The sequence below is a fragment of the Dyadobacter alkalitolerans DSM 23607 genome (genome assembly GCF_000428845.1).
In the GTDB taxonomy this organism is placed as follows: Bacteria; Bacteroidota; Bacteroidia; order Cytophagales; family Spirosomataceae; genus Dyadobacter; species Dyadobacter alkalitolerans.
Genome location: NZ_AUAS01000003.1, coordinates 512,428 through 535,200, shown reverse-complemented (window position 1 = coordinate 535,200; position 22,773 = coordinate 512,428). Strand labels below are relative to the sequence as shown.

The 22,773-nt window shown below is 45.8% G+C and carries 23 protein-coding genes and 1 tRNA gene; 7 read left to right on the top strand and 17 right to left on the bottom strand.

Annotation, left to right across the window (positions count from 1 at the left end; translation table 11 throughout):
* Positions 1–12: 12 nt before the first annotated feature.
* From G395_RS0108285 to G395_RS0108275, 3 genes are all read right to left on the bottom strand, one after another.
* A complete protein-coding gene (locus G395_RS0108285; protein WP_026629627.1) occupies positions 13–831 on the bottom strand; it encodes a phytanoyl-CoA dioxygenase family protein in 819 nt (272 codons plus the stop codon).
* A gap of 136 nt (positions 832–967) precedes the next feature.
* Positions 968–1,903 (bottom strand): glycoside hydrolase family protein, encoded by a 936-nt coding sequence (locus G395_RS0108280; RefSeq protein WP_026629626.1) that lies wholly within the window; start codon positions 1,901–1,903, stop codon positions 968–970.
* Between the two features lie 19 nt (positions 1,904–1,922).
* A complete protein-coding gene (locus G395_RS0108275) occupies positions 1,923–2,804 on the bottom strand; it encodes a class I SAM-dependent methyltransferase (protein ID WP_026629625.1) in 882 nt (293 codons plus the stop codon).
* Between the two features lie 193 nt (positions 2,805–2,997).
* Here G395_RS0108275 and G395_RS0108270 point away from each other — a divergent pair, with 193 nt between their 5' ends.
* Complete coding sequence (locus G395_RS0108270) at positions 2,998–4,206, top strand: M20 metallopeptidase family protein (RefSeq protein WP_035360651.1); 1,209 nt, start codon at positions 2,998–3,000, stop codon at positions 4,204–4,206.
* Here G395_RS0108270 and G395_RS0108265 read toward each other — a convergent pair.
* Together G395_RS0108265 and G395_RS0108260 are read right to left on the bottom strand one after the other, a co-directional pair.
* Entirely contained in the window at positions 4,169–4,918 is a 750-nt protein-coding gene (locus G395_RS0108265) for a polyprenol monophosphomannose synthase (RefSeq protein ID WP_026629623.1), read from the bottom strand. The two genes, G395_RS0108270 and G395_RS0108265, sit on opposite strands and share 38 nt — an antisense overlap.
* Positions 4,919–4,952: 34 nt before the next feature.
* Positions 4,953–5,327: a DUF4296 domain-containing protein gene (locus G395_RS0108260; protein WP_051350061.1), complete on the bottom strand. Its 375-nt coding sequence runs from the start codon at positions 5,325–5,327 to the stop codon at positions 4,953–4,955.
* Positions 5,328–5,396: 69 nt separating this feature from the next.
* Between G395_RS0108260 and G395_RS0108255 the strand changes: the two genes are divergently transcribed.
* The 4 genes from G395_RS0108255 to rnhB are packed head-to-tail and all read left to right on the top strand — an operon-like array spanning position 5,397 to position 8,857.
* A complete protein-coding gene (locus G395_RS0108255) occupies positions 5,397–6,284 on the top strand; it encodes a DUF58 domain-containing protein (RefSeq protein ID WP_026629621.1) in 888 nt (295 codons plus the stop codon).
* A gap of 1 nt (position 6,285) precedes the next feature.
* Entirely contained in the window at positions 6,286–7,200 is a 915-nt protein-coding gene (locus G395_RS0108250; RefSeq protein WP_026629620.1) for a hypothetical protein, read from the top strand.
* A gap of 8 nt (positions 7,201–7,208) precedes the next feature.
* On the top strand, positions 7,209–8,228 hold the full coding sequence (locus G395_RS0108245) for a VWA domain-containing protein (RefSeq protein ID WP_026629619.1): 1,020 nt from the start codon (positions 7,209–7,211) through the stop codon (positions 8,226–8,228).
* Complete coding sequence (gene rnhB, locus G395_RS0108240) at positions 8,228–8,857, top strand: ribonuclease HII (protein ID WP_026629618.1); 630 nt, start codon at positions 8,228–8,230, stop codon at positions 8,855–8,857. Before G395_RS0108245 ends, rnhB begins: the two co-directional genes overlap by 1 nt.
* Here rnhB and G395_RS0108235 read toward each other — a convergent pair.
* From G395_RS0108235 to rpmH, 5 genes are all read right to left on the bottom strand, one after another.
* A complete protein-coding gene (locus G395_RS0108235) occupies positions 8,815–9,351 on the bottom strand; it encodes a DUF2480 family protein (protein ID WP_026629617.1) in 537 nt (178 codons plus the stop codon). The genes rnhB and G395_RS0108235 overlap by 43 nt on opposite strands.
* 78 nt (positions 9,352–9,429) lie before the next feature.
* On the bottom strand, positions 9,430–10,122 hold the full coding sequence (gene tsaB, locus G395_RS0108230; RefSeq protein ID WP_026629616.1) for a tRNA (adenosine(37)-N6)-threonylcarbamoyltransferase complex dimerization subunit type 1 TsaB: 693 nt from the start codon (positions 10,120–10,122) through the stop codon (positions 9,430–9,432).
* A gap of 182 nt (positions 10,123–10,304) precedes the next feature.
* Entirely contained in the window at positions 10,305–11,957 is a 1,653-nt protein-coding gene (locus G395_RS0108225) for a S41 family peptidase (RefSeq protein ID WP_026629615.1), read from the bottom strand.
* Between the two features lie 6 nt (positions 11,958–11,963).
* On the bottom strand, positions 11,964–12,377 hold the full coding sequence (gene rnpA, locus G395_RS28910) for a ribonuclease P protein component (RefSeq protein ID WP_035360648.1): 414 nt from the start codon (positions 12,375–12,377) through the stop codon (positions 11,964–11,966).
* A 15-nt stretch (positions 12,378–12,392) separates the two neighbouring features.
* A complete protein-coding gene (rpmH, locus tag G395_RS31620) occupies positions 12,393–12,551 on the bottom strand; it encodes a 50S ribosomal protein L34 (protein ID WP_015813300.1) in 159 nt (52 codons plus the stop codon).
* A gap of 277 nt (positions 12,552–12,828) precedes the next feature.
* On the opposite strand from rpmH, the gene G395_RS31020 reads away from it, so the two are divergent.
* Positions 12,829–13,317, top strand: a complete 489-nt coding sequence (locus G395_RS31020; RefSeq protein WP_051350060.1) for a Panacea domain-containing protein — start codon at positions 12,829–12,831, stop codon at positions 13,315–13,317.
* The gene (locus G395_RS0108210; protein ID WP_026629614.1) at positions 13,280–13,750 is read left to right on the top strand and encodes a hypothetical protein; all 471 of its coding nucleotides are present in this window, start codon (positions 13,280–13,282) and stop codon (positions 13,748–13,750) included. The genes G395_RS31020 and G395_RS0108210 overlap by 38 nt, the downstream gene beginning before the upstream one ends.
* Positions 13,751–13,752: 2 nt before the next feature.
* On the opposite strand, the gene G395_RS0108205 is transcribed toward G395_RS0108210, so the two are convergent.
* From G395_RS0108205 to G395_RS0108175, 7 genes are all read right to left on the bottom strand, one after another.
* Positions 13,753–14,349, bottom strand: a complete 597-nt coding sequence (locus G395_RS0108205) for a hypothetical protein (protein ID WP_035360645.1) — start codon at positions 14,347–14,349, stop codon at positions 13,753–13,755.
* 308 nt (positions 14,350–14,657) lie between these two features.
* Complete coding sequence (locus G395_RS0108200; RefSeq protein ID WP_026629612.1) at positions 14,658–16,178, bottom strand: RagB/SusD family nutrient uptake outer membrane protein; 1,521 nt, start codon at positions 16,176–16,178, stop codon at positions 14,658–14,660.
* Between the two features lie 25 nt (positions 16,179–16,203).
* A complete protein-coding gene (locus tag G395_RS0108195; protein WP_026629611.1) occupies positions 16,204–19,542 on the bottom strand; it encodes a TonB-dependent receptor in 3,339 nt (1,112 codons plus the stop codon).
* A gap of 171 nt (positions 19,543–19,713) precedes the next feature.
* Positions 19,714–20,820, bottom strand: a complete 1,107-nt coding sequence (locus G395_RS0108190; RefSeq protein WP_026629610.1) for a FecR family protein — start codon at positions 20,818–20,820, stop codon at positions 19,714–19,716.
* Positions 20,821–20,927: 107 nt separating this feature from the next.
* Complete coding sequence (locus G395_RS0108185; protein ID WP_051350059.1) at positions 20,928–21,536, bottom strand: RNA polymerase sigma factor; 609 nt, start codon at positions 21,534–21,536, stop codon at positions 20,928–20,930.
* Positions 21,537–21,903: 367 nt separating this feature from the next.
* On the bottom strand, positions 21,904–22,338 hold the full coding sequence (locus G395_RS0108180) for a hypothetical protein (protein WP_026629608.1): 435 nt from the start codon (positions 22,336–22,338) through the stop codon (positions 21,904–21,906).
* A 357-nt stretch (positions 22,339–22,695) separates the two neighbouring features.
* A tRNA-Met gene (locus G395_RS0108175) sits at positions 22,696–22,768 on the bottom strand.
* Between the last annotated feature and the right edge of the window lie 5 nt (positions 22,769–22,773).

The following is a 22,773-nucleotide window of genomic DNA, read 5'->3' as shown; positions in this document are numbered from 1 at the left end:
CTAGCTAAAATTTCAGCTAAAAACCTCTTTCAATTGCTCTACGCTTGGGAAATTTGGCGTTACTAGTTCCGTTTCCGGTTTGTAAATGTATGCCATTGGGTAGCCTCTTTCGATGAATGTTGGCTCGTCGAGGTTGTTGTAGCGGAGTTGTACAGACCAGCGGATGTTGTTGGTAATGTTGTTGCCGGATTGGTGGATCAGGAAGGCGGAGAAGACGAGGATGTCGCCGACTTTGAATTCGGTTTGGACGAAATCTTCTTCTTTTAATGTGGTTGTGATCCCGCCCTGGTAACCCGATGTGTTTGATTCTTGCAAACCGATTTTGTGGCTGCCTGGAATTACTTGTAAAGCGCCGATATCTGCGCCGGCGTCAACCATTGGGAACCAGATTACAGTGCTGTCCAATGAGCCCTGGCCTGTGCGCCAGTCCTGGTGGGCGTCAAGTTTCCAGTGTTTGCTGCCATCTTTTGACAAGAAACGGCTGTTAAATTGCATCGCAGCGCGTGCGCCAATGATCGGGCTGGAAAGACCAACTTGTTTCAGAATGTCTTCAATTTTTGGATCAAGACCCAGTCGGTGTAGCGAGAATGTATGCTGAACAGTTTTACCCGTGTTCACAAACGCATTGAAGTCTTTTTCAAAAAACTCAAACATTGCATTTTCAAACTCATCACGGTTGTCGATATCCGGCGTTCTGCCAGTGACGTGCTTGATTTGTGTTGCGAATATTTTTCTGGCGTCCGTGTAAATGTTATTGACAACGTCTTTGTCCAAAAAATCTCTTAAAAGGACATAGCCGTCATTATTGAATTGCTCTTGAAGTGTGCTCATTGTATGACACTTTATGTGGTTTGAAAAAAATTGAGAACCTAATCAGTCAGATAATGTAACCGGCTCTGAATAAGTTCTCAAATTTATGTTTCTCTTGAAATCAAATAAATGACTATTGTTGCCTTCTAATAGGATCTTAGTCCTCCCAGACTGCATAAGCAAATCCGGCAGCGCCAAAGCCATTGCCATTATAAAGCAGATATTTCTTGCCGTTATGCTGGTAAAAGTTAGCATAATCGATCATCTGATAATCAAAATCCTCCGGATTCTCAGACTTTGCAATTCCAACCAGATTATCCTTCCGCTCCCAGTTTGTGCCGTCCACTGATTCTGCATAACCCAATCTGTAACTCTGGTTGCGATCCGTGCGATAGTCACGCGTATGGCGGTAAGAATAATACATTTTGTAAATCCCATCTTCCTTAAAAACGCTCGGCCGGCCTACCGCATGCAGAAAATCGTCAAAATCCAATGCTGGAATGTCGCTGATATCCCAATGAATCCCATCCTTACTCGTGGCAGACTGACCTCTGTAAAAAGGCTCAGGATAATCGTGAATGTATTCGCATTTGTGGCCAGAAATATACCACATCCGCCAGGTTCCATCCTCATCGATCATTACCGAAGGCTGCGCGGCCCAAAGCGGGTTTTGAATGCTGCGGTCCATGATTGGTCCAACGAACATTTTTTTGAATGATATGCCGCCGTCTGTGCTGACAGCCAGCCCCATGGAAAGTCTGTACGAATTCCAGGTGCGGTTCCAGCCCGTGTAATAAAGCCAAATGTCACCATTCGGACGGTTTACAAACCAGGAAGGCATGGCACCAGTTTCATCATATTCACCCGGGCCGCCGAGTTCCAAAATTGGCTTGTCATGAATGTAAAGGATCTTTTTAGGATCGTCATAATCTACATCTATGAACGTCGGGCGCGATTGGCCGTCTTTGTCTCTGGACGAAAAATATATGCGTAAAAAATCTTCGTGCTTATATGCAAACGGAACCTGCGCGTGTGACAAACTGTGCGGCAATGTTCCGTCCGGCTTATATATAACTCCTTTTTTAACCCACATGTAATGATAATGTTATTGATTAATCAACCGCCTTTTCGGCGCGTAAACGCCAGTTATCCACGAAATCTTTGCCTGGTATCGGCAGGTCGATGTCCACTTCCGGAGCTTTCGCGGTAACCCTGTATTCCATCACATAAAAAGCATTTCCAAACACATAATGCAGCTTGAAATTCTCAATGTTGGCCGGAACGTCTTCCAGAGGAACTTCGGCACGGAAAAGCGGATTGGCTTTTAATAATGTAGCGTAAGTAGGCGTGTTCCGTAACCAGGGCGCAATGCTCTCGTCACCCACAACCACTTTGCCGCCAGGACGAACTACGCGTGTAAGCTCGTCAAATGCACGTTTTCTTTCAGAGAATGTATTGATTCCGCCAAAATGGAACACCGCATCAAAAGTATCGTCAGGGAATGGCAGATAAGAACCGTTTCCAAGGAAATAATGCACATTAACGTCCTCCGTTGAGAGTTTTTCTTGTGCTAGTTTCAACATATTAGGAGAAAGATCGGACAGAACTGCTGTTCCGCCTGGTCTTACGCGGTCTAAAATCAACGATGAGTCTTTACCAGTTCCAGCGCCCACTTCGAGTGCTTTCATGCCTGGTTTCAATTCCATCAGGTCGATGAAGAATTGTCTGGTCGATGCTTCGTCCGAATGGTTCAATGTTTCAAAAACCCAGGAAACGCCTTTGTCGTAGCGAAGGAACGCTTGGTCATACAAATATTGCTCGCGGGCGTCTTCTGGTAACAACTCTTTGGGATAAAGCATATTAACGATGCCCGTGTCGCCTACTTCATATATTGTTCCGTCTTCACTTTTCAGTGATTTTCCGTCTTCTGCTATTGTTAGTGCGGTTCCTGTAAGCGGACAAACCAACGATTCTAAAAACTCCTTTTGATTCATTTGTGCTTGGCTGATTGATATATATCTGGTCAAAATTACTTTTTTCTTTGGAACAACATTCAATATCAACCCGCTTATTACCAAAAGGGCGGCACATTTGTCTTGTTTCCGGACTGCAGCACGCCAATCTAATTATTCTTACCTTTGAAAGATTTGAATGCTAACAGTCTCTCAGAATAGATTTTCATTGAATATGTCTCAGCTGCAAGAAAAAATAAAAGCCCTCGCCAAAGATCAATCCGCAGACATTATAGCGCACCGCCGCCATTTGCACAGCAATCCCGAGTTGTCTTTTGAAGAATATAAAACAGCGAAATACGTAGCCGGCGAACTTACGGCCATTGGCTTACAACCCGAAGAAGGCATTGCTGGAACGGGCGTTGTAGCGATCATTGAAGGCAGAAATCCAGGAAAACGCGTTGTAGGCTTGCGTGCAGATATGGATGCGCTCCCGATTTTGGAGGCTAATGATGTTCCTTACAAGTCAACCGTTCCGGGCGTTATGCACGCTTGCGGGCATGATGTGCATACTTCTTCTTTGCTGGGAACTGCAAGGATTTTGAATCAATTAAAAGAAGAGTTTGAAGGGACTATAAAACTGGTTTTCCAGCCTGCTGAGGAAAAAGCACCGGGCGGAGCTTCCCTAATGATCAAAGAAGGCGTTTTAGAAAATCCAAGACCAGCCAGCATGGTTGGGCAGCATGTCGCGCCAAACATTCCTGTTGGTAAAATCGGCTTTCGCGAAGGCATGTACATGGCTAGCACTGACGAACTTTACTTAACCGTAAAAGGAAAAGGTGGCCACGCAGCGGCTCCACATCAGTTAGTCGATCCGGTTTTGATGGCGTCACACATTATTGTCGCATTGCAGCAGATCATTAGCCGCAACCGAAATCCTGCTAACCCTGCTGTGCTATCGTTCGGCAGATTTATTGCAGATGGTGTTACCAATGTGATTCCAAATGAAGTGACTATTCAGGGAACATGGCGTTGCATGGATGAAGAATGGCGGGCAGATGGTTTGAAAAAAATGAAAAAAATGGCCGAAGGCATTGCCGAAGCCATGGGCGGAAGCTGCGAATTTGAAATCGTAAAAGGTTATCCTTTCCTCAAAAACCATCCTGAGCTAACCCGACGCACCAGAAGCGCAGCCACAGATTATATGGGTGCAGAAAATGTCATCGACCTCGATCTCTGGATGGCTGGCGAAGATTTCGCATTTTATTCGCAGGTTGTGGATTCTTGCTTTTACAGATTAGGGACCCGCAATGAAGAGCGCGGCATCATTTCCGGCGTGCACACGCCCACATTTGACATTGACGAAAGCGCATTGGAAATTTCAACCGGATTAATGTCCTGGCTGGCTATTTCTGAACTTGCCCATGCGGGATATAACGCTTAAAAAAGCTGTTGACTTTCAATGTAATCACTCCAAGGATCGCTTCTTTAAAAATGCCCTTTGACATTTTGGAAGCACCTTTGGTCCTATCTGTGAAAATGATGGGCACTTCTACAATGTCGAAGCCGTATTTCCAGGAGTTGAATTTCATTTCAATTTGAAACGCATAACCGATGAACCGAATGTTGTCCAGATTGATGGTTTTCAAAACCTTGCTCGTATAGCAGATAAATCCGGCAGTGGGGTCCATGATCTGCATTCCTGTAATCATTCTCACATAATATCCAGCAAAATAGGACATTAACACCCTGTTAATGGGCCAGTTAACGACATTAACTCCCGTAATGTAACGTGAGCCAATGGCCACATCGTGACCCTCCACAGCGCAGGCATGATGCAAGCGGATCAAATCTTCCGGCGGATGGGAGAAATCCGCATCCATTTCAAAAATATACTCATAACCCCGCTCCATGGCCCATTTAAAGCCGTGAATGTAAGCTGTTCCCAATCCTAATTTTCCTTTTCTTTCAACCAGGTGAAGTTGGCCTTCATACGTCTTCATAAGGTCTTTCACAACGGCCGCAGTGCCGTCGGGCGAGCCGTCGTCGATGATAAGCACATGAAATGGCTGACTTAAGCTAAATACTTTGCGTATGATTGCCTCGACATTTTCAATCTCGTTGTAGGTAGGGATTACTACAATACTGTTATTCACAACTGGTGATAGGGTTAAATTAAATGTGTGATGTTCAGAGCTTAATATTATTTGTTTTCTCCCGGATCTCCACATTCTTGTTCACTTTTTCATAGATCCGCGTCATCGTTTCCGGACGGGTCATATAGTAATCGTAGCTTTTGCGGTAAGCCACGGTATCCACTTTATGTTTTTTCCAAATGTCGCTTTTGATCTTGTTGAAGATCATCAGCGACGAATCCAGCGATCTCAGCTGCAAGCGGTTGATCCGCGACTCGGCCAGATGAATGTCTGTCAGGATCTTTGCCATTTCCTCCTCGCTCAATGTGTCCTTAGGCGGCTTTTCGTCGCTAACACAGCTAGCAAAAACCAGCATAGCAAGCAAAAAGTGGATCAATCCGTTCGGGAAATTAACTGTCGGACACCTCATAAAACGCAAAATGTATATCTTTGTTTAGATACGCCGGGTAGCAAAGGTGATAATTTTTTCGCAAAACTAATGTTTGAACAGTTTCTTGGAAAGCTAAGAAAGTATGAAATCCGCATGCGGAAAGCGGTGACCAGCGAGCGTTACGGCAATTTTCACTCCGTTTTCAAAGGCTCGGGACTCGAATTCGACGACCTGCGGCTTTACCAATATGGCGACGACGTGCGCGCTATCGACTGGAATACGTCGGCCAAAGGCCACGGCACATTTGTCAAGATTTTCAAAGAAGACAAAGAGCAGACGGCTTTCTTCATGCTCGACGTAAGTGCCTCACAGCAAGTAGGAGAGCTTAAAAGACTTAAAATTGACATTGCAAAGGAGATTTGCGGTGTTTTAACATTATCCGCGATCCAGGAAGCTTCGCGGGTTGGTCTGCTTTGTTTTTCTGATAAAAATGAGCGTTACATTCGTCCTTCCGATGGGATGAAGCATGGTTATGGCGTGATTTCGGAGCTTTATAAACTCGTTCCCGAATCCGGAAAGACCAACATTGCGGAGGCGATTCTCGTAACGTTAAATGTTGTTAAAAGACGAAGCCTGATATTTCTGATCTCCGATTTCATTGATAATAATTACCAGCATAACCTCAAAGCACTCGCCCGCAAGCACGACCTGATTGTGATCCATTTGTATGATTCGCGGGAAGTGAACCTGCCGGGATTGGGAATTATTCCTTTGTATGATGCCGAAAAGCAGAGCACGGTTTGGGTCAACACGTCGTCCAGGCAATATAAGGAGGAAATGGCGAGCCGGTTTAGCAAGCGAAGCTCCGAACTCGAAAGGCTTTGCCACCAAAACCGCGCGGATTATATTTCCATCAACACGCAGGAAGATTATGTGCCCGCGCTGATCCATTTGTTCAAGGTGAGACGTTATACGAAAAGCAGTTCTTCGTCGTAAAATGGTCAGATCCGTCATAGCGTTTTTCACCCTGTTTTTGCTCCTTAACCTCTTGCCAACAGCAGGTTTTGGTCAAAAAATAAAACCATTAGGCCTCTTCCTGAACGACAGCATTGAAGTAGGTAAGCCCGTCTATTTCTCATTAAGCGTCCGCCACGATCCTAAAACTGAAATCTTTTTCCCGGACACCTTATATGATTTCTCGCCTTTTGAAATCATTTCCAAAAGAGCCTTCACGTCCAGCACAGACGACCGGGGCAGTGTGGACAGCGCGGTTTACCAGCTTATTTCCTTTGATGTAGCGCGGTCGCAGGCACTGAAAATGCCTGTTTATGTCTTCAATAAAAAAGATTGCACGGCTGTTTTTACAAAACCTGATTCTGTTTTTCTGATCAAAAGCAATGTCGTTGAAGCGGTGAAAATGGCGAAGCTTGTGCCAGAAACTTCCCTTTTGCCATTGAGCAGTGAGTTTAACTTTTCTATTTTGCTAGGCAGTATTGCACTCATTATTGGCGTTGTGGGAAGCATTTACTGGGTTTTTGGACAGGATATTTATAAACAATGGCAGCTCATCAAGTTGCAGCGGCGGCATCTGGAATATGTACGCTCGTTCAACCGTCTGATGCGGAATGCCCGAGAAAAAAACAACATTAAGGACGCAGAAAAGGCCATTATTGTCTGGAAAAATTATTTGGAGCGATTGGAAAAAAAGCCTTTTGCAACCTATACAACGCGTGAAATCGTGGACAACATGCCTGACGAAGCACTGGCCGAAGCATTAAAAAACATGGACAGCATTATATACGGACAAGTGATTTCCAAAAACATGGCCGAATCGCTTGAAGTCCTCAAAAGCGGTGCGACGCGGATTTACCGCAACAAAAGAAGATTCATCCTCGACAGCCCCATCGCTTGATCTGACTTATGGAAAAATGGTTTTCATTAAAATGGTTTGGTTATGAGGTCTTTCGGTCTTACGAATGGGTGTATCCGTATTTTTTATATCTGCTGCCCTTCGTTCCGATCCTTTTCTGGCTTCGCAATGCGCTGCATAGGAAGCACAAGCAGCGTTTGGTGATTACTTACAGCCCGGTAAGGGGCACGCGGGACTGGCAAACATTGCTGCGGTTTGTGCAGCCGGTTTCGGTCGGGCTGGGGATTGCACTGATTTTGGTCGCGCTGGCGCGCCCGCAGGTGATTTCCGAAAGAACGGATCAGTACTCGGAAGGCATCGACATTATGCTTTTGCTAGATATTTCGGACTCCATGATGGAAAAAGATCTGAGCCCCAACCGCCTTGAAGCCGCCAAACTCGTTGCGAGGGAGTTTATCAAAGGCCGTTTGCAGGACCGCATAGGACTGATCGTTTTTGCCGGAGAAGCTGTTTCGCTTTGCCCCTTAACAACTGATTATGAATTGCTTTATGGTTTTTTGGATGAAATAAATCCGGCCATGGTGCCCACTGCCGGAACGGCGATCGGGAGTGCGCTTGCGGTGGCGGTGAATCGCATGCGGGAAACGCCGGGCGAAAGCAAAGTGGCAATTCTGATCAGCGATGGCGATAACACGTCCGGGAATTTGGGGCCGGCAACATCGGCGCAGCTGGCGCATGCATTCGGGGTGAAGGTTTATACTATTTCGGTGGGTAAGCAAAAAAAATCGACACGCACCGACAGTGCAGCCGTGTCGAATGCGTTAGTAGATGAAACGGAGCTGAAAAACATTGCAGGTTTGGGAAACGGGAAATATTTTCGTGCGTCCGATAACAGTGCGCTCACGGGGGTTTTCAAGCAAATTGATCAGCTCGAAAAAGTGAAATCCCGCGACGTCGTTTCCCGCGACGTAACCGATTTTTACCGGATCTATTTATATTGGGCAGTGTTGTTCCTGCTAATTGCAATTGGAACAAAAAGTACATTCATGGCAAATATTCTTGAAGATTAATGCTGAAAGCATATTACAATTTTGACGCGATTGAGGCTGGGCTGGACGAGGTGGGCAGAGGTTGTCTGGCTGGACCTGTTGTGGCCGCAGCGGTAATTTTACCAAGAGATTTTACACATTCCTATCTCACCGATTCCAAGCAACTGACCAAAATTCAGCGCCTCGAACTCGAAAAAGACATCATCCGCGAAGCCATTTGCTGGGCCGTCGCGGAGGTTGATAATTTGGAAATTGACAAGATTAATATATTGAAAGCCAGCTTTTTGGCTATGCACCGGGCAGTGGATAAGATGCACACAAAACCCGAACATCTGCTCGTGGACGGCAACCGTTTCACGCCTTACCCAATGATTCCGCACACCTGCATTATTAAAGGCGACTCACATTACTTTTCCATTGCAGCCGCTTCGGTCTTGGCAAAGAATTACAGGGACGAGCTCATGTCCAGACTTTCGGGCCAGTTCCCGCATTACGGCTGGGAAACGAATGTAGGTTACCCGACCATTCACCACCGGAAAGCCATCGGCCTGCACGGCCCATGCCCTTATCATCGCATGACTTTCAAGTTATTGAAGGCTGATTGCGATCAGGCAATGGAGGAAGAAATGGAAGATTTAGGCTTTTTATAAAGAGGAACCGTGCTGCAAGGCTCACCGAACATCAGGCTTTGAACGATTGGTTTGAGCAACCGGCTGATTTCAACGTAAGCCGAAATCGGAACATTAACCTTGCTGCATCCTTTCACAACAACCCTTTTGCCTTCAAATTCGCTAATATCAAGCTTACGGATGGCGTCAGCAAACAATTTGTCTTCCAAAGCATTCAGATCGCCAAAAATAACCGCATTCGCATAAGGCTCCATTTGCACAGCCAGCAACATATAAGCCCAGGTAGGCACAATGGCGTCTTCCGAACAAATGATCGCCACATTCTTACCCTGATATTGGGTCCAGTCATGCGCCTTCAGGAATTCGCGGAAATCCTTTTCTTTCAGGATCATTCCCTGCCACAAATTGTCTTTGATATCGTATAAAACACGCTCGCCGGGATAATACAATTCTTCCAAATCCAGTGAAACAATGCCACTAACCGCAACCCGGTTTACAATTTCTTCAGTTTCCATCTTCATGTTACTTTGCTTAAATGGCTAACACGAAAAAAGCGCAGTTTGTTTATCAGATCAAACAGAAATCGATTTTCACTAAGCTTGCAAGCTGGTTTTTTTCGAAGGTGGAGACATAAAATCCTTCAAATAATACGGCTCAAAGGCAGCCACATCTTCAAACTGCGCATTCTCAAAAGCCTTTACCGCCAATTCACCGATTGTTACCGCAGAAGGTCGAATTTCTCTCTTAGGGAAAACAGCATTAGGATGATCTCCCAGCAACGCTTCACATTTAGCCGCACCATCGCCAAAAAACACAACCTTATGATCAGCAAGCAGCTCCTGAAATGAATTTTCATCCATGATAATGGCCTGCGTTTCTTGTACGAAATTGTTCGTCGAGTCAAAAACAGCCGCATAAACCTCCATCCGCCGCGCATCGATCATCGGACAAAGCAGATGTTCAGGATAAAATGCACTCAACTGCAAAGCCATCGCTTCCAATGTGTTAATGGCAATCATTGGCTTATCCAAGGCATAACAAAGCCCTTTCACAGACGAAACGCCGACGCGTAGCCCTGTATAGGAGCCGGGGCCTTTGGCAACAGCAATAGCGTCAAGATCATTTAATGTAAAACCTGCATGAGTCACGGCACTTTCCATGAGCGTGGTGAGCATGGAAGAGGATGAACGATCTGTATGCAGGTCGGCGCTGGCAAGTAAAACTGAATTCTCGTGAACTGCCACGGAGCAGCCGCGGATGGAGGTGTCGATACTAAGTAGGAGCATATGATTTATTAAAACAAAGAGGAGTAGGACGTCACTAGTCCTATCGCCCGAGCGTGCCGAGGCCCTGTCGCCCTCAGCCTCTATCACTTCAAGCCTCTGTCACCCTGAGCGGAGCCGAAGGGGGCGTTACACCTAGGTAGTAGCGCCCCTTCGGCTCCGCTCAGGGTGACAGGTAGGGTAAGTTACTTCTTTTTCAAAAGATCATTATAACGAGCCGGCTCTTTAAACAAGGCCAACGCCGCTTTCACTTCCGGATCTTCTTTAAACGAGGCTTCTCTCAAACCTTTTTCAAGATAATAATGCTTGATAATTTCTTCTTCCAGGATCTTTTTGATCTCTGGTTTAAAGATTTGCAAATCATTATCCTTGCTGTGTGACAGCTTTGATTTCAATGCTTTAAGCTGATCTTCAATTACTTCTAAAGATTTTTCTTTCTTCGCAGAAGCTTCAAGATCATTCAGATCACGCTCAACCTGCGTGGTGTAATCGTATTCTTTATCACCGAGCCATTTGGTAAATGCAGCGTAATCCGCGTCGGAAAGACTGAATTCTTTGGCTGGTTTAATAGTCGGGTGCTCGAAGTGGAATTTTACTGCGTAATCGAAGAAAAGACGATTGCGGCCCAGGGAAGTGGCCAGTGGCGAGTAAGTTTCTTTTTCAGTTAAAATGTCTGGCAAAATGCCGCCGCCGTCGAAAACAGAACGGCCGTTTTTGGTTTTGAACTCGGTCATGAGCGAATCTGCGATTTTACCAACGCTCCCATCGTCATTTCTGTGGCTGTAATCGATCGCTTGAATGCACCGGCCGCTGGGGATGTAATATTTGGCGGTTGTGATCTTCATTTTGGTATTGAAAGAAAGATCACGCGTGGTCTGCACCAAGCCTTTTCCATAAGTCCGCTGCCCGATCAAAACGCCGCGGTCGTAATCCTGGATCACACCGGAAACGATCTCAGCGGCCGAAGCGCTGCGGTTGTTAGTGAGCACTATGACAGGTATTTCGGTGTCTAGTGCAGGGTTATAAGCGGTGTAAGTTTTGTTCCATTCGCTTACTTTTCCTTTTGTGGAAACGATCTCTTCGCCTTTGGCAATGAAAATATTTGAGATTTCAATCGCCATATTCAGCAAGCCACCCGGATTATCGCGCAAATCCAGCACGACGGATTTCATTCCTTTTCCTTTCAATTCCTGAAATGCATTGCGCACTTCGCGGGAAGCCGTTGCGGTGAAATCTTTCAGATCAATGTAACCCACATCTTCGCTGATCATGCCGTAATAAGGCACATTGGTCACTTTTACAATGTCGCGGTTCAGGGAAACTTCGAGCGGCTTGGTGGTGCCGTAACGCTTCAATGTGAGGGTTACGTTGGATTGAGTTTGTCCTTTCAGCAATTTTCCTGTGTCAAAATCTTCACGCGTTGAAAGGTCCACGCCGTTGATTTTTACAATTTCATCACCGAGTTGCAAACCGGCTTTTTGTGCGGGTGTATCTTCATAAACCATCATCACCGTATGCTTGCCTTCCGCCGAACTAATGATCGCGCCGATGCCGTTGTATTTTCCGGTGGTCATCGTCATGTAATCCTCAATGTCGTCCTCGGCGTAATACACCGTGTAAGGGTCCAGCGAGCGGAGCATATTGTCTATGCTGGTCTTAATAAGCTGATTGGGATTGATCTCGTCCACATAATAAGCATTCAATTCCTTGAACAATGTGGCGTAAATGTCCAGGTTGCGCGCGATTTCGAATAAGCGGTCGTCTTTTTTAAACGAAAAAAAGGCAATCCCTGCCACCACCGGAATGGCCAGCCAGAAGGAGCGAAAATACTTTTTCATGTATGTTCAGGAATTTTGATTTTTTTGAACGGGCCGGGGCAACTTTTCGAGTCTTTTGAGCGATTGCTTCATGGCCGTTTCAATAACGTCGTAAGATGTTATTTCTTTTGCAAGATACAAAAAAGCAATGTAGGAAGGTCTTGATTCCGTGGATAATGCGAGGAGCGACGCCTTGTTCAGGCGGTAAGCTTCACGGCAGCGGCGACGGATGAGATTCCGGTCGACCGCTCGTTTGAAAGACTTTTTGGAAACAGAAAATAAAACCTGCGGAAGGGGGGTAGGCGCCTCTTTTTCAATAATATAAAGCACCCTAAAAGGAAAAAGGTAGAACGTGTTGACTTCCGTGCTACCTCTTTGAAACAGCCGTCCGATTACCCGGGGGCTACATAAGCGTTCATTTTTACCAAATGTATTTTTCAAGTTCTCGAACCTGAATTATTGCTTATGACGTTTTTCGTCTGATACTGTCAGTTTCCAACGGCCTTTCTTGCGGCGGCCAGCTACTACTTTACGCCCATTTGCAGTGGACATTCTTTCACGGAAACCGTGTTTGTTTCTCCTCTTGCGATTCGATGGTTGAAAGGTACGTTTCATCTCATTATCAAATTATTGCGCTATAAATCTCTGTCTACCCCTAATTTGGGCTTGCAAAGGTAAGATAAAAAAATTATATTAGTAAACATTTCATCAAAAACTAAAATTAATGGTTAAGAAAAAGGCACTTTTCCTTGTCGTTTAGATCCAAATAATGACTTAGGGATGTCCGATGCCGGATTTAAATAAACTTTTTTTCTGGTTTTGTACGTTTACTTGTGCTGATACTGTGTACATTGCGTATATTCAATATGATTTTAATAACCTCACATTCACTATGTATTCGTCTGTTTTAATAGCCGGGCAATTTGTAAACCTTGGCGTAAAGGAAAATAATCCTGTGACGCAGATGAAGTTGCAGAAAATGGTCTTTTTCGCGCATGGGCTGCATTTGGCATTGAATAATGGAGATCCGCTGATCCGGGAGAAATTTCTGGCGTGGAAATTCGGGCCGGTTGTGCCGACGATCTATCAGCTTTACAAAAAATGGGGCAATTCGCCTATAATAGAGAAAACTTCGATTACTGTTAACTCGCAGCCACTGGCCAATTTTTCCGAACTGTCGCCTTCGGCCATTGAAGCGATTAACAACACCTGGGAAATTACAAAAGACGTTGATGCCATCACGTTATCAAACTGGTCCCACGCGACGAACTCGCCTTGGGATGTTACTTATAAGAAGGTTGGAGAGAATGGTGTAATTGACGATAACCTGATTAGAAATTATTTTGAGCAGCAAATCAAATCCCCAATCCCGGCTGTCTGAGTCAAAGCTGTCGGTCGACAGAAATACGTTACGCAACTGGGTAACCGCTGCATCGCCGGAATCAACAGAACAAGATATCAGTGAAAAAACCTTCCTTACGCTGCTTCAACAGGTAAGTCTGGAAGGCTTGTCCCAGAATATCCGGGAGCGGAAAAAGTACGCCGAATATATTTTCTGGATGGTCTCCGTGTGGCTAGTAATGGTGATTATGCTTGTGTGGTTGAATGGCCTTGGTGAAGTGTATTGCTATAATTTCCTTGACCCCATCCTGCGCACCGGCGTTAAATACATTAGTTTCAAGTTTCAACTTTCGGATGCCGTCCTTATTGCCTTGATCACGACAGCGACCGTCAACATTACCACATTCTTCCTGGTTGTAACCAAATATCTTTTCCCAAACACGCCCGAAAAAGAAAACCCACCCGTGGAGTAACCTTAGATTTCCGCGTCCTGTTTCGCCCGGACCTTATAATCTGATGAATCTTTATCCGACCATTTGTAAACAACCTTTTTGAAGCGAAGGTCCTGGATAATAGGCTTAATGTTATCTAAAAATGCGTCCTTGCTTTTTTCCGAGCCAAACAATGCACCATTGAAAATCAATGTATCGTTCTTCGGGCCGGAGGTGGCAATTGTAATCTGCTGGGTTCCGAGCACTTCTTTTTTGGAATCGGAATAAGCCTTTCGCATTGACGGAAATTCCTTGGTCTGAATCTGAATGATCTTCGCTTCCAATGTATCCACCTTGGGCTTAATGACCTTGTCCTTACTGCCTTTCACCTCGTTATAAAGCGAAGTGTTCGATTTATGCCATGAAAGCCGGGTCGCAATGTCTGCCTTCGACATGTCGCTTTTCATGTTCCGGTCAATGTCAATGATTTGATTATCAATAAACAAAACTATGTTCTTTCCTTCCGAAACCGTCAGTTTTTTAGGGGTTAAAAAGTATATTCCAAAACCCACCACAGCAGCAGCGATGAGGGCATAAGCGATATATCTGAATATATTTCCTTTACGAGGGGTCTCTTCCATTTTGTGTTCATCAAGTTTCAATACAAAGCTAAAAAAACCCTGTTCCAGGCTTGAATAAGTATCACAAGTTACCCCTCGTGCACCTATTTCCCCAGACTGTATACGTTGTTTTTGCGGGAGTTTAGGACAAATAATATCAAAAACAGGCCAAATCCCGGAGGGATGTAATATTGGTAGCAATGCGGTGAATGAATACATTAAAAAAATCCCGGAGGGATGTAACGATGTGCAGGTCGTTGCATCCCTCCGGGATTTTAATGTATTAAACAATTCTCCTGCTACCGATATTATATCCCTCTGGGATTTAATTAATAACCTGGGTTTTGCGGCCCTAAGTTGGGGTTCACCTGCAACTCAACCCTCGGAATAGGCATCAGATAATCCCTTGCTGGGTTGAAGCTCGTATGCGGTTCCAATGATTTTGGCCCCAAAAATACCGTTTCACCCAATTTCCGGCGCTTAATGTCGAACCAGCGCTTGTATTCAAATGCCAGCTCGATGCGTCTTTCTTCCATGATGAGGTCGATGAGGGCGGCTTTGGATAGACCTGTTGTGACATTAGCTGGGAAGGCGGTTTGTTTGCCGGCCCAGTTTCTGGCTCTTGCGCGAATTTCGTTGATGTAGGTCAGCGCTTCTGCGTTAGGGCCGTTTACTTCTACGGACGCTTCGGCGGCGATTAGCAGAATTTCGGCGTAGCGCATGGCGGCGTAGTTGTGGTCGGAATAGCGGCCTTCGGAATTGGATGTTCCGGCGAAACGGGCGTATTTGGCAATGTGTGGCCTTTTTGTATTTGGGAATTCGGTGTAAGGGACGAACTTGCCGCCAATGAGCAGCGAATCGTCGAAGCTTACTTCTTTGCGGTAATCGCGGTTATCCCAGGTGTTGAACACATTCATCGAAGGAACGAGCACGCTCCATCCGCTGCGTGGGGCGTCACCGCCACGGATTCCTGTCATGGGCGGCATAATGTCGTCATTTGCGCCGCCTTCACCGCTTTTTAAACCCAGGAAATCGATGTCGAAAATGTGCTCCTTCATGTTAGGCGCTTGCGGTGCGACGAACAATGTCTGAAAATCCGCTTCTAATGCATAACCAAACTTGTCTTTGTTGTCGATCACATATTTCGCCTCTGCATAAGCTTTGGCATAATCCGCCAAGGTCAGATGCACCGACGCCAGATACGAAGCTGCCGTTCCTTTTGAAGCGCGACTTCTTACTTCTGAAGGCTGTTTTTCGGGTAACCATTGTTTGGCAAATTCAAGATCGGCAATAATGCTTCCGTAAACCGTCGCGGCGGGTGTTCTGGAAATTTCCTTAACGGCTTCGGGATTGCTGATAAAATAATCAATGTAAGGCACGTCGCCGAAAACCTGCACCAGATTGAAATACGCGAATGCACGCACAAAACGCGCTTCCGCGATCAACGGATTAATTTCCGCCTCAGGCAATCCAAGCTGCTCTCCACCCGAAATGGCAGCATTAGCAGCACTGATTGTCTGATACCAATATGGCCAGAACTGGTTGACCATGTTGTTGTTATCATCCATATTGAAATCATTCACCTGCTGCCGCTCAGCAGGCGTTCCACGGTCGCCAATGTCGACCATATCACTGCGCAACATCAAGGCGGAAACAAATTGCCGCCCGTAAAGCCGCTCTGTCGCAATCCAGCCATAGGCACCAAAAACCGCCGTTTCTACGTCCTTAGCAGTGCGGAACAAGGATTCAGGGGCGAGCAGCCCCACCGGTTTTTCGTCCAGGTCGGCGCAGCCCAGCGAGAAGCTTGCGGTAAGGATAAAAAGGAATAATTTATTTTTTAAATGCTTCATTTTAAGTCGAATTAAGAGTCAGGAATTAAAAACCAACATTCAAGCCAATGGTGTAAGACTTGGCATTCGGATAACTGCCATAATCCAGTCCCAGGTTACGGTTACTATCCGTATTTCCATCCGACGAGTAGTTCACCTCCGGATCAAAACCTTTGTATTTCGTGAAAGTCAGGATATTTTGTGCACTGGCATAAATGCGCAACTTGCTGATATGCAGCTTATCCGTCACCGATTTTGGAATGTTGTAGCCTAATGCTATGTTTTTCAAACGGACAAAACTTCCATCTTCAACCCAGCGCGTTGACACACGTCTAGTGCGACCTGCCATGGCTTTTGGAACATTCGTATCGGTATTGGTTGGCGTCCAGCGGTTCAATGCTTCTGTGGTTGCATTGTTAATTCCTGACAAAAGATTTAGCTCCATGAGCGTATAATTGAGCATATCATTGCCCTGCGATGCCTGGAAAAATATGTTAAGATCGATGCCTTTCCAGCTGAAATCGTTGCTTAATCCCCACGTATATTTCGGATGCGGGTTACCAATGATCGTGCGGTCGTCGCTGTTCAGCGTGCCATCAGGCTGGCCGGTCAGCTGACCATCTTTTTTGCCATCAATATCCCTGAATTTTTCACCACCCGCAGCCGTTTCAAAACCACCACCCGGAACAAAGCTGTCGCCTTCCTGATACACGCCGTCATAAATCCATCCATAAAAAGCGCCCACCGGCTGGCCTTCACGCAGGATTTGTGTTTGACCTAATCCCACCAAATGCCCCGGTCCTGACGCATACAGAATGTCCGTTCCGTTTGGTAAGGACAAAACTTTGTTGCGGTTCAGCGAGAAGTTAATGTCCGTGTTCCACTTGAACTCGCCCACCAGATTTCGCGTGTTCACAGTAAGTTCAAATCCTTTGTTTTCCACCGATCCAATGTTCTGCAACTGGTTGCTGTAACCAGAATACTGCGGCAGTTGAACACTGAAAAGCAGATCCTTGGTCACGCGACGATAGTAATCTGCGGTAATGTTCAGGCGGTTATTCAGCATGCTAAAATCGGTTCCGATGTCGAACTGGTGTGTGGTTTCCCAGGTCAGGTCGTCGTTAGCAACGGTTGTCGGGCGCACGGCATTGACCGGCACGCCATTGATAATGGTGTAAACGTTCGAGAACCGCGACATGGTTTGATAAGGCTCAATGGCCTGATTACCAGTCAATCCATAACTCACACGCCATTTCCACTGACTGATCGCCGTCACATTTTGCATAAATGGCTCGCTGGAAATCTTCCAGGCAAATGCACCCGAAGGGAATGTCGCCCATTTATGATTTTTACTAAAATTCGAAGAACCGTCCTGACGAATGTTGGCCGTGAAAAGATAACGATCCAGCAAACCATAAGTCAACCGCGCATAATAGGAAGCCAGCTGCCATTCGGTAAGGCTGGAAACCGGACTCTGCCACACCGAAGCGCCGCCCAGGTTCCAGTAAGAAACGGCATCCGTAATGAATGACTGGCCCGTTCCGCCCCATCTTTCGCTCGAAGACGTTTGATAGGAATAGCCGAGCATGGCCGAAAGGTCATGGTTCGTGCCGATTTTTTTGGTGTAGGTCAAATAGTTTTCGTTCAGCAGCAATGTGCTTTTTGTGCCGATAACAGATGCCGACCCGCCTACATTACGACCGTCGTTCAATGTTGTAGGCGTGAATTCGCCCGTTCTGCCACTGTTTGTGGTCGCGCCTAATGTGATGCGGAATTTCAAATCATCCCAAAAGCTGTATTCTGCATAAAGGTTGCCCTGCACGCGGTCACTAAGTGATTCGTTCTGCAATTGCGTGGCGATTGCGTAAGGGTTATCGATCGGGTCGTTTAGGCGCGCCACCGTAAAACGGCCGTTAGCACCCATGATCGGCTGATCGGGTTCAAATTTAAATGCAGAGGAAGTTACTCCCGGCGTAAGTCCGCTCGAACCTTCCTGCGTACGCGACTGATTACGTGAAACGCGTTGTGCAAACAGGTTAAGTCCCAGTTTCAAACGCTTGGCAGCCTGAATGTCAATGTTACTCGTGATCGAGAACCGGTTGTAATCCGAATTAAGGATGACGCCTTTCTGATCATAATAAGCCCCAGATACATAATATTTCACAGCCTCGCTTCCGCCCGCCACCGAAAGCTGGTGATTCTGAATGCCGCCGCGACGGAAAACTTCATCCTGCCAATCCGTGTCCGCACCCTGGTCAATCACATTCGGCCGCACTTCTTTTACGTAATCCAGAAACTGGCTCGCATTGAGCAGGTCCAGCCTGTTGATTTCTTTTTGCGTAGAAAATGAAGTGTTAAACTCAATTTTTGGCTTACCCGACTGACCTTTTTTAGTCGTAACCATAATCACCCCATTCGCTCCCCTCGAACCGTAAATAGCTGTGGCAGAAGCATCTTTCAATATTTCAATCGATTCAATGTCTTCCGGAGGCGGAATAGCGCCGCCTACAAAACCGTCGACCACATAGATAGGATCGCTGCTCGCATTGATAGAAGTCCCGCCCCTGATCCGCACTTTGAAATTGGACCCCGGCTCACCATTATTTGACTGGATCTGAACCCCGGCCGCACGTCCCTGCAATGCCTGAACCGTTCCTAATGCGGGATATGCCGTCAATTCCTGGGATTTTACAGAAGAAACAGAACCAGTAACGTCACTTTTCTTCACCGTTCCATAACCCACCACAAGCACTTCTTCCAGCGATTTTTGATCGGTTTTCAGCATAATGTCAATCTCCGTGCGGCTGCCGACTTTCACTTCCTGCGGCTCGTAACCCACAAAACTTAGCACGAGGACCGTATTCGCATCCGGCACAGACAATGTATAACTTCCCGTAGCGTCCGTGGACGTGCCCGATTGCGTGCCTTTGATCAGAATGTTTACACCCGGCAAAGGCTCCTTCGTTTCCGAATCGGTGATCTTTCCCTTAATGGTGATCTCGGCAGGTTTTGAAAATTCCGTTTTCAGCGAGGCTTCGGCGTTATCCGTCGCCGGTTTTGCCGCTTCCGAAGGTCGGATCACAATGTTCTTTCCCGAAACTTCATAAGTAAGTCCCAGCGGAACCAGGAAATCATTCAGCACTTTGGAAAGCTCCTGATTTGATTGCTGAACCGTCACTTTCCTGCTCGACTGAATCACTTTTGAGCTGAAAATAAACCGAACGCCAGCCTGCTTTTCGATGAGGCTGAGCACTTTTTTTACATCCTGCTCCTGCGCTTGCAAACTGATTTTCTTGGTCAGCAACTCCTGGGCGCGCACGTCCACAGCCGTGGCCGTTCCGATGAACCACAGTGAAATCACGAGCTGAACCAAACTTATCCGCATAAGAAACAACAGTTTACGATTGAACTGTACTGGTATTTTCATAGTTTTGAACAGTTTTGTTAATTGATTATTGGCAAAAACTTTCCCCCGCATCTTTCCAAGGATGACAGTCAGCAAAACTTCGGGGGTTACTTACACAGCCGGTAATGTTCCACCATTACCGGTCATTTTTTAATGATCCTTACAACCTTCTCCTTCAATAATAATGCGGCCGTCGATGAGCTCGTAACGCGCGCCAACTGCCTTACATACAAGGTCTAATTTTTCGTATAATGTCATTTCCGTAAGCCGCGCCGTAATGGGGCAGCCGTTCATGACGTTTTTGTCAAAAATGATTTCAATGCCATAGGCCTTCTGCAATTCCGCGAAGACATTGGAAACGGGTGTTTCGTCAAATTCAAAATTATGGGGGCTAACATTGCTATCCACCAATTCCGGGCTGGGAATGAGGCTTTTAGTGATTTTTACCGATTCACGTACCACGACAATCTGCTGATTAGGCTCGATCACCACGCCCGTCAGTTCCCTGGAATCCTTTTTTTCATTGATTTCCGGATCTTTCCGCGTAAAAACCGCCACGCGCCCGGTTTTCACTGCCACCGAAACTTCCTTCTCGTTTGCATAGGACCGCACAGTAAAGCTCGTGCCCAAAACTTTGGTAATCACCTCATTAGCATACACAAAGAACGGCCGGGATGGATCTTTAGCAATGTCAAAAAACGCTTCTCCGGAGAGATAAACCTCTCTTTTTCCTGTTTTAAAATCTGCGGGATAACTCACCTTGCTGCCCGGATCGAGTTGCAGGCTGCTGCCGTCCGCAAGTGAGATTAGCAAAGGCTTTTGGGTCTGATTTGTCTTTTCAATGAGCGGGGCCGCGGCGGTGGAAACGAGTTCGTCGTAATTGATTTGCTGATTGTGGCTGTAAGTCCAGAAAGTGTAACTCAGTCCGGCTACGACAATCAGTAGGGCGGCAATGCTCATTAAGGGCTGGAAAAGGCGAATTCTCCGGGAAGTTTCGACAAATTCGTCTTCGCTTTTCATGTTGCCAATGATCTGGCGAACCGCATTTTCCTTTTCAAAATTTGACAGGGGAGCCGAAGTTGGTGCAATCGCCAGCACCAGATCGCGGGCGCTGCGGACCATTTCCGTTTTGTCGGGATGGGCTGCCAACCAGTTTTGCCAGTTTTCCTCATCTTCTCTGGTCGGTTTCAGCACCCAGTTCCGAAAAGCCGGGTCCCAAAGAAAATCCTCCAAAGTAAAATTATGGTATTGATCCATGTCAAAATGTTGTCATTTAAATAGCATTAGACAACACACAAGATCTGATACTGTATTTTTTTATCTTTTTTTAAAAATTTATTGGGAATGCGAAAGCTTGGGTTCGATTAAACAATAAACCGAAGAAGAAGAAACAGCGATACAACGGACCGCCATTGTGTTTTGAGGAATTTAAAGGCAGTTTGCAGCAGGTTAGACACCGACTGCGGGTGGATTTCCATAATTGCCGCGATCTCATCCCGGTCCATATCTTCAAAAAATTTCAGGTAAACCGCCTCTTTTTGCCTTTTGGGCAATCCGTTGAGCATATGCGTGATTTGGGAAGCAAGCTGCTGGTCGTGCTCGGACTCTATAAATGAATGTTCTGCATAAAAACCAATGTCGAAACCTTCGTCCGGCAGCAAATGGTCAAGAAATAGCATCCGGTTTTTCTGAACCATCCGGTGCAGCCGCCGCCTTAATGAAGCCAGTAGATAGGCTTTGGGCGGAATTTCAGGATTAAGACTTCCCTTTTTCTCCCAAATTTCCAGAAACACATCCTGAATGCAATCCTTAATCAGCTCCCTATCCCGGCAGAATTTATTTCCATATTGAAACAAAAGATCATAGGTAACATCAATCAGCATTTCAAAAGCCGCAACATTCCCAGCCAGCATTTCATGCCACAACAAAACCTCCTTTTCCTCCTGCTGAATGCTACTAGTAACGAACCTCATCGAATGTCACAGAATGGGTTACGAAAATGAAAAAAAACCAACGAAATCATCTTTTATCGTCGATTATTGATAAAAGGCAGTAGTTGTTGGTTTCTGCTTATTTCGTGGAGAAGGTTTTTATTGAAAATTTTTCAAGCTTGTCTCGTTTGATTGCCAGGTGGCATTTTTAGCCAAGTAATTTTCGAACTGAACATTGATTTTACTTAACCGCCTTGATTTTAATTCCCTCGAATTCGGGGGAATTAAAATCAAGGCGGTTATTGTCTTCCTATGTTTCATAAACCCAATTGTGTCAGAATTTTAGCCATCTCCACTAGAAAAAAATGATATGGACATTATCTGCATTGTATGAAGTCTTTTAGCCTGGTTACTTCTTTGTGAATTCAAGATTAGGGCTCCCATGCGTTTGACCCGTACCTTTCTGGGTGGTTTTACAATTGGCAAATAATTTGCCTTGTGATATTGAAAGCGACACATCTATTCCGTAAGCTAAGTCATCAATGGCTTTGTCGAAATGAAATGTTGGATCTTTATCATTGGAAATTCCAACTTTATCGACGGTATAGGTTTTATTGGTTTCAGATTCATAACCCTCAACATTAAACTCTGTATGCTCAAGAATGGAGATCTTAATCTGATTGTTCCCTGTTTTCTCAATTGTCCAGATATGGTCAGTGTTAGCCGTAGCCAAAGGTGCTTCCCAGATACCGACATATTTTGCTGTAAGATCAGAATCAACATCGTCATTTTTACAGCTGATAATGGCAAAGATGGAGAGACAGAATATTAGCAATCGTTTCATGGTTGTTTATAAATTTTAGATTTGTTTCTGTCGACAATTATGCTGATCGTTATGAACACAAAAATTTGCTTGACTAATCGGCAGAGATGGTTTATTTAAAGGTTACCAGTTCGGCTGGATAATGAGGAACGTATCTGTATAAAGGCAGGTTTTCGAGTTAAAGGCCAAGATTTTCGGACGCGAACGTGTAAGTAATAATGAGTGGAGAGATTAGGTGCTGATGGGCCTTAATTTCAGCGCCTTAGGATTAGGACGGGAATCGCGTTCGACCCAGCGATCTTTGGGTTATGGCCAGGCCAGCGAACTACCCCAAAAACGCAAAAAGGCCGCGAACTTTCGTTTGCGACCTTTTTCTTGTAGCGGGAGCTGGACTCGAACCAGCGACCTTTGGGTTATGAGCCCAACGAGCTACCAACTGCTCCATCCCGCGGTGTT

Bases quoted from the DNA above. Each gene is read 5' to 3' on its own strand.
- G395_RS0108285 (WP_026629627.1), bottom strand. From the start codon at position 831: ATGAGCACACTTCAAGAGCAATTCAATAATGACGGCTATGTCCTTTTA.
- G395_RS0108280 (WP_026629626.1), bottom strand. From the start codon at position 1,903: ATGTGGGTTAAAAAAGGAGTTATATATAAGCCGGACGGAACATTGCCG.
- G395_RS0108275 (WP_026629625.1), bottom strand. From the start codon at position 2,804: ATGAATCAAAAGGAGTTTTTAGAATCGTTGGTTTGTCCGCTTACAGGA.
- G395_RS0108270 (WP_035360651.1), top strand. From the start codon at position 2,998: ATGTCTCAGCTGCAAGAAAAAATAAAAGCCCTCGCCAAAGATCAATCC.
- G395_RS0108260 (WP_051350061.1), bottom strand. From the start codon at position 5,327: ATGAGGTGTCCGACAGTTAATTTCCCGAACGGATTGATCCACTTTTTG.
- G395_RS0108255 (WP_026629621.1), top strand. From the start codon at position 5,397: ATGTTTGAACAGTTTCTTGGAAAGCTAAGAAAGTATGAAATCCGCATG.
- G395_RS0108250 (WP_026629620.1), top strand. From the start codon at position 6,286: ATGGTCAGATCCGTCATAGCGTTTTTCACCCTGTTTTTGCTCCTTAAC.
- G395_RS0108245 (WP_026629619.1), top strand. From the start codon at position 7,209: ATGGAAAAATGGTTTTCATTAAAATGGTTTGGTTATGAGGTCTTTCGG.
- rnhB (WP_026629618.1), top strand. From the start codon at position 8,228: ATGCTGAAAGCATATTACAATTTTGACGCGATTGAGGCTGGGCTGGAC.
- G395_RS0108235 (WP_026629617.1), bottom strand. From the start codon at position 9,351: ATGGAAACTGAAGAAATTGTAAACCGGGTTGCGGTTAGTGGCATTGTT.
- tsaB (WP_026629616.1), bottom strand. From the start codon at position 10,122: ATGCTCCTACTTAGTATCGACACCTCCATCCGCGGCTGCTCCGTGGCA.
- G395_RS0108225 (WP_026629615.1), bottom strand. From the start codon at position 11,957: ATGAAAAAGTATTTTCGCTCCTTCTGGCTGGCCATTCCGGTGGTGGCA.
- rpmH (WP_015813300.1), bottom strand. From the start codon at position 12,551: ATGAAACGTACCTTTCAACCATCGAATCGCAAGAGGAGAAACAAACAC.
- G395_RS31020 (WP_051350060.1), top strand. From the start codon at position 12,829: ATGTATTCGTCTGTTTTAATAGCCGGGCAATTTGTAAACCTTGGCGTA.
- G395_RS0108205 (WP_035360645.1), bottom strand. From the start codon at position 14,349: ATGGAAGAGACCCCTCGTAAAGGAAATATATTCAGATATATCGCTTAT.
- G395_RS0108200 (WP_026629612.1), bottom strand. From the start codon at position 16,178: ATGAAGCATTTAAAAAATAAATTATTCCTTTTTATCCTTACCGCAAGC.
- G395_RS0108195 (WP_026629611.1), bottom strand. From the start codon at position 19,542: ATGCGGATAAGTTTGGTTCAGCTCGTGATTTCACTGTGGTTCATCGGA.
- G395_RS0108190 (WP_026629610.1), bottom strand. From the start codon at position 20,820: ATGGATCAATACCATAATTTTACTTTGGAGGATTTTCTTTGGGACCCG.
- G395_RS0108185 (WP_051350059.1), bottom strand. From the start codon at position 21,536: ATGAGGTTCGTTACTAGTAGCATTCAGCAGGAGGAAAAGGAGGTTTTG.
- G395_RS0108180 (WP_026629608.1), bottom strand. From the start codon at position 22,338: ATGAAACGATTGCTAATATTCTGTCTCTCCATCTTTGCCATTATCAGC.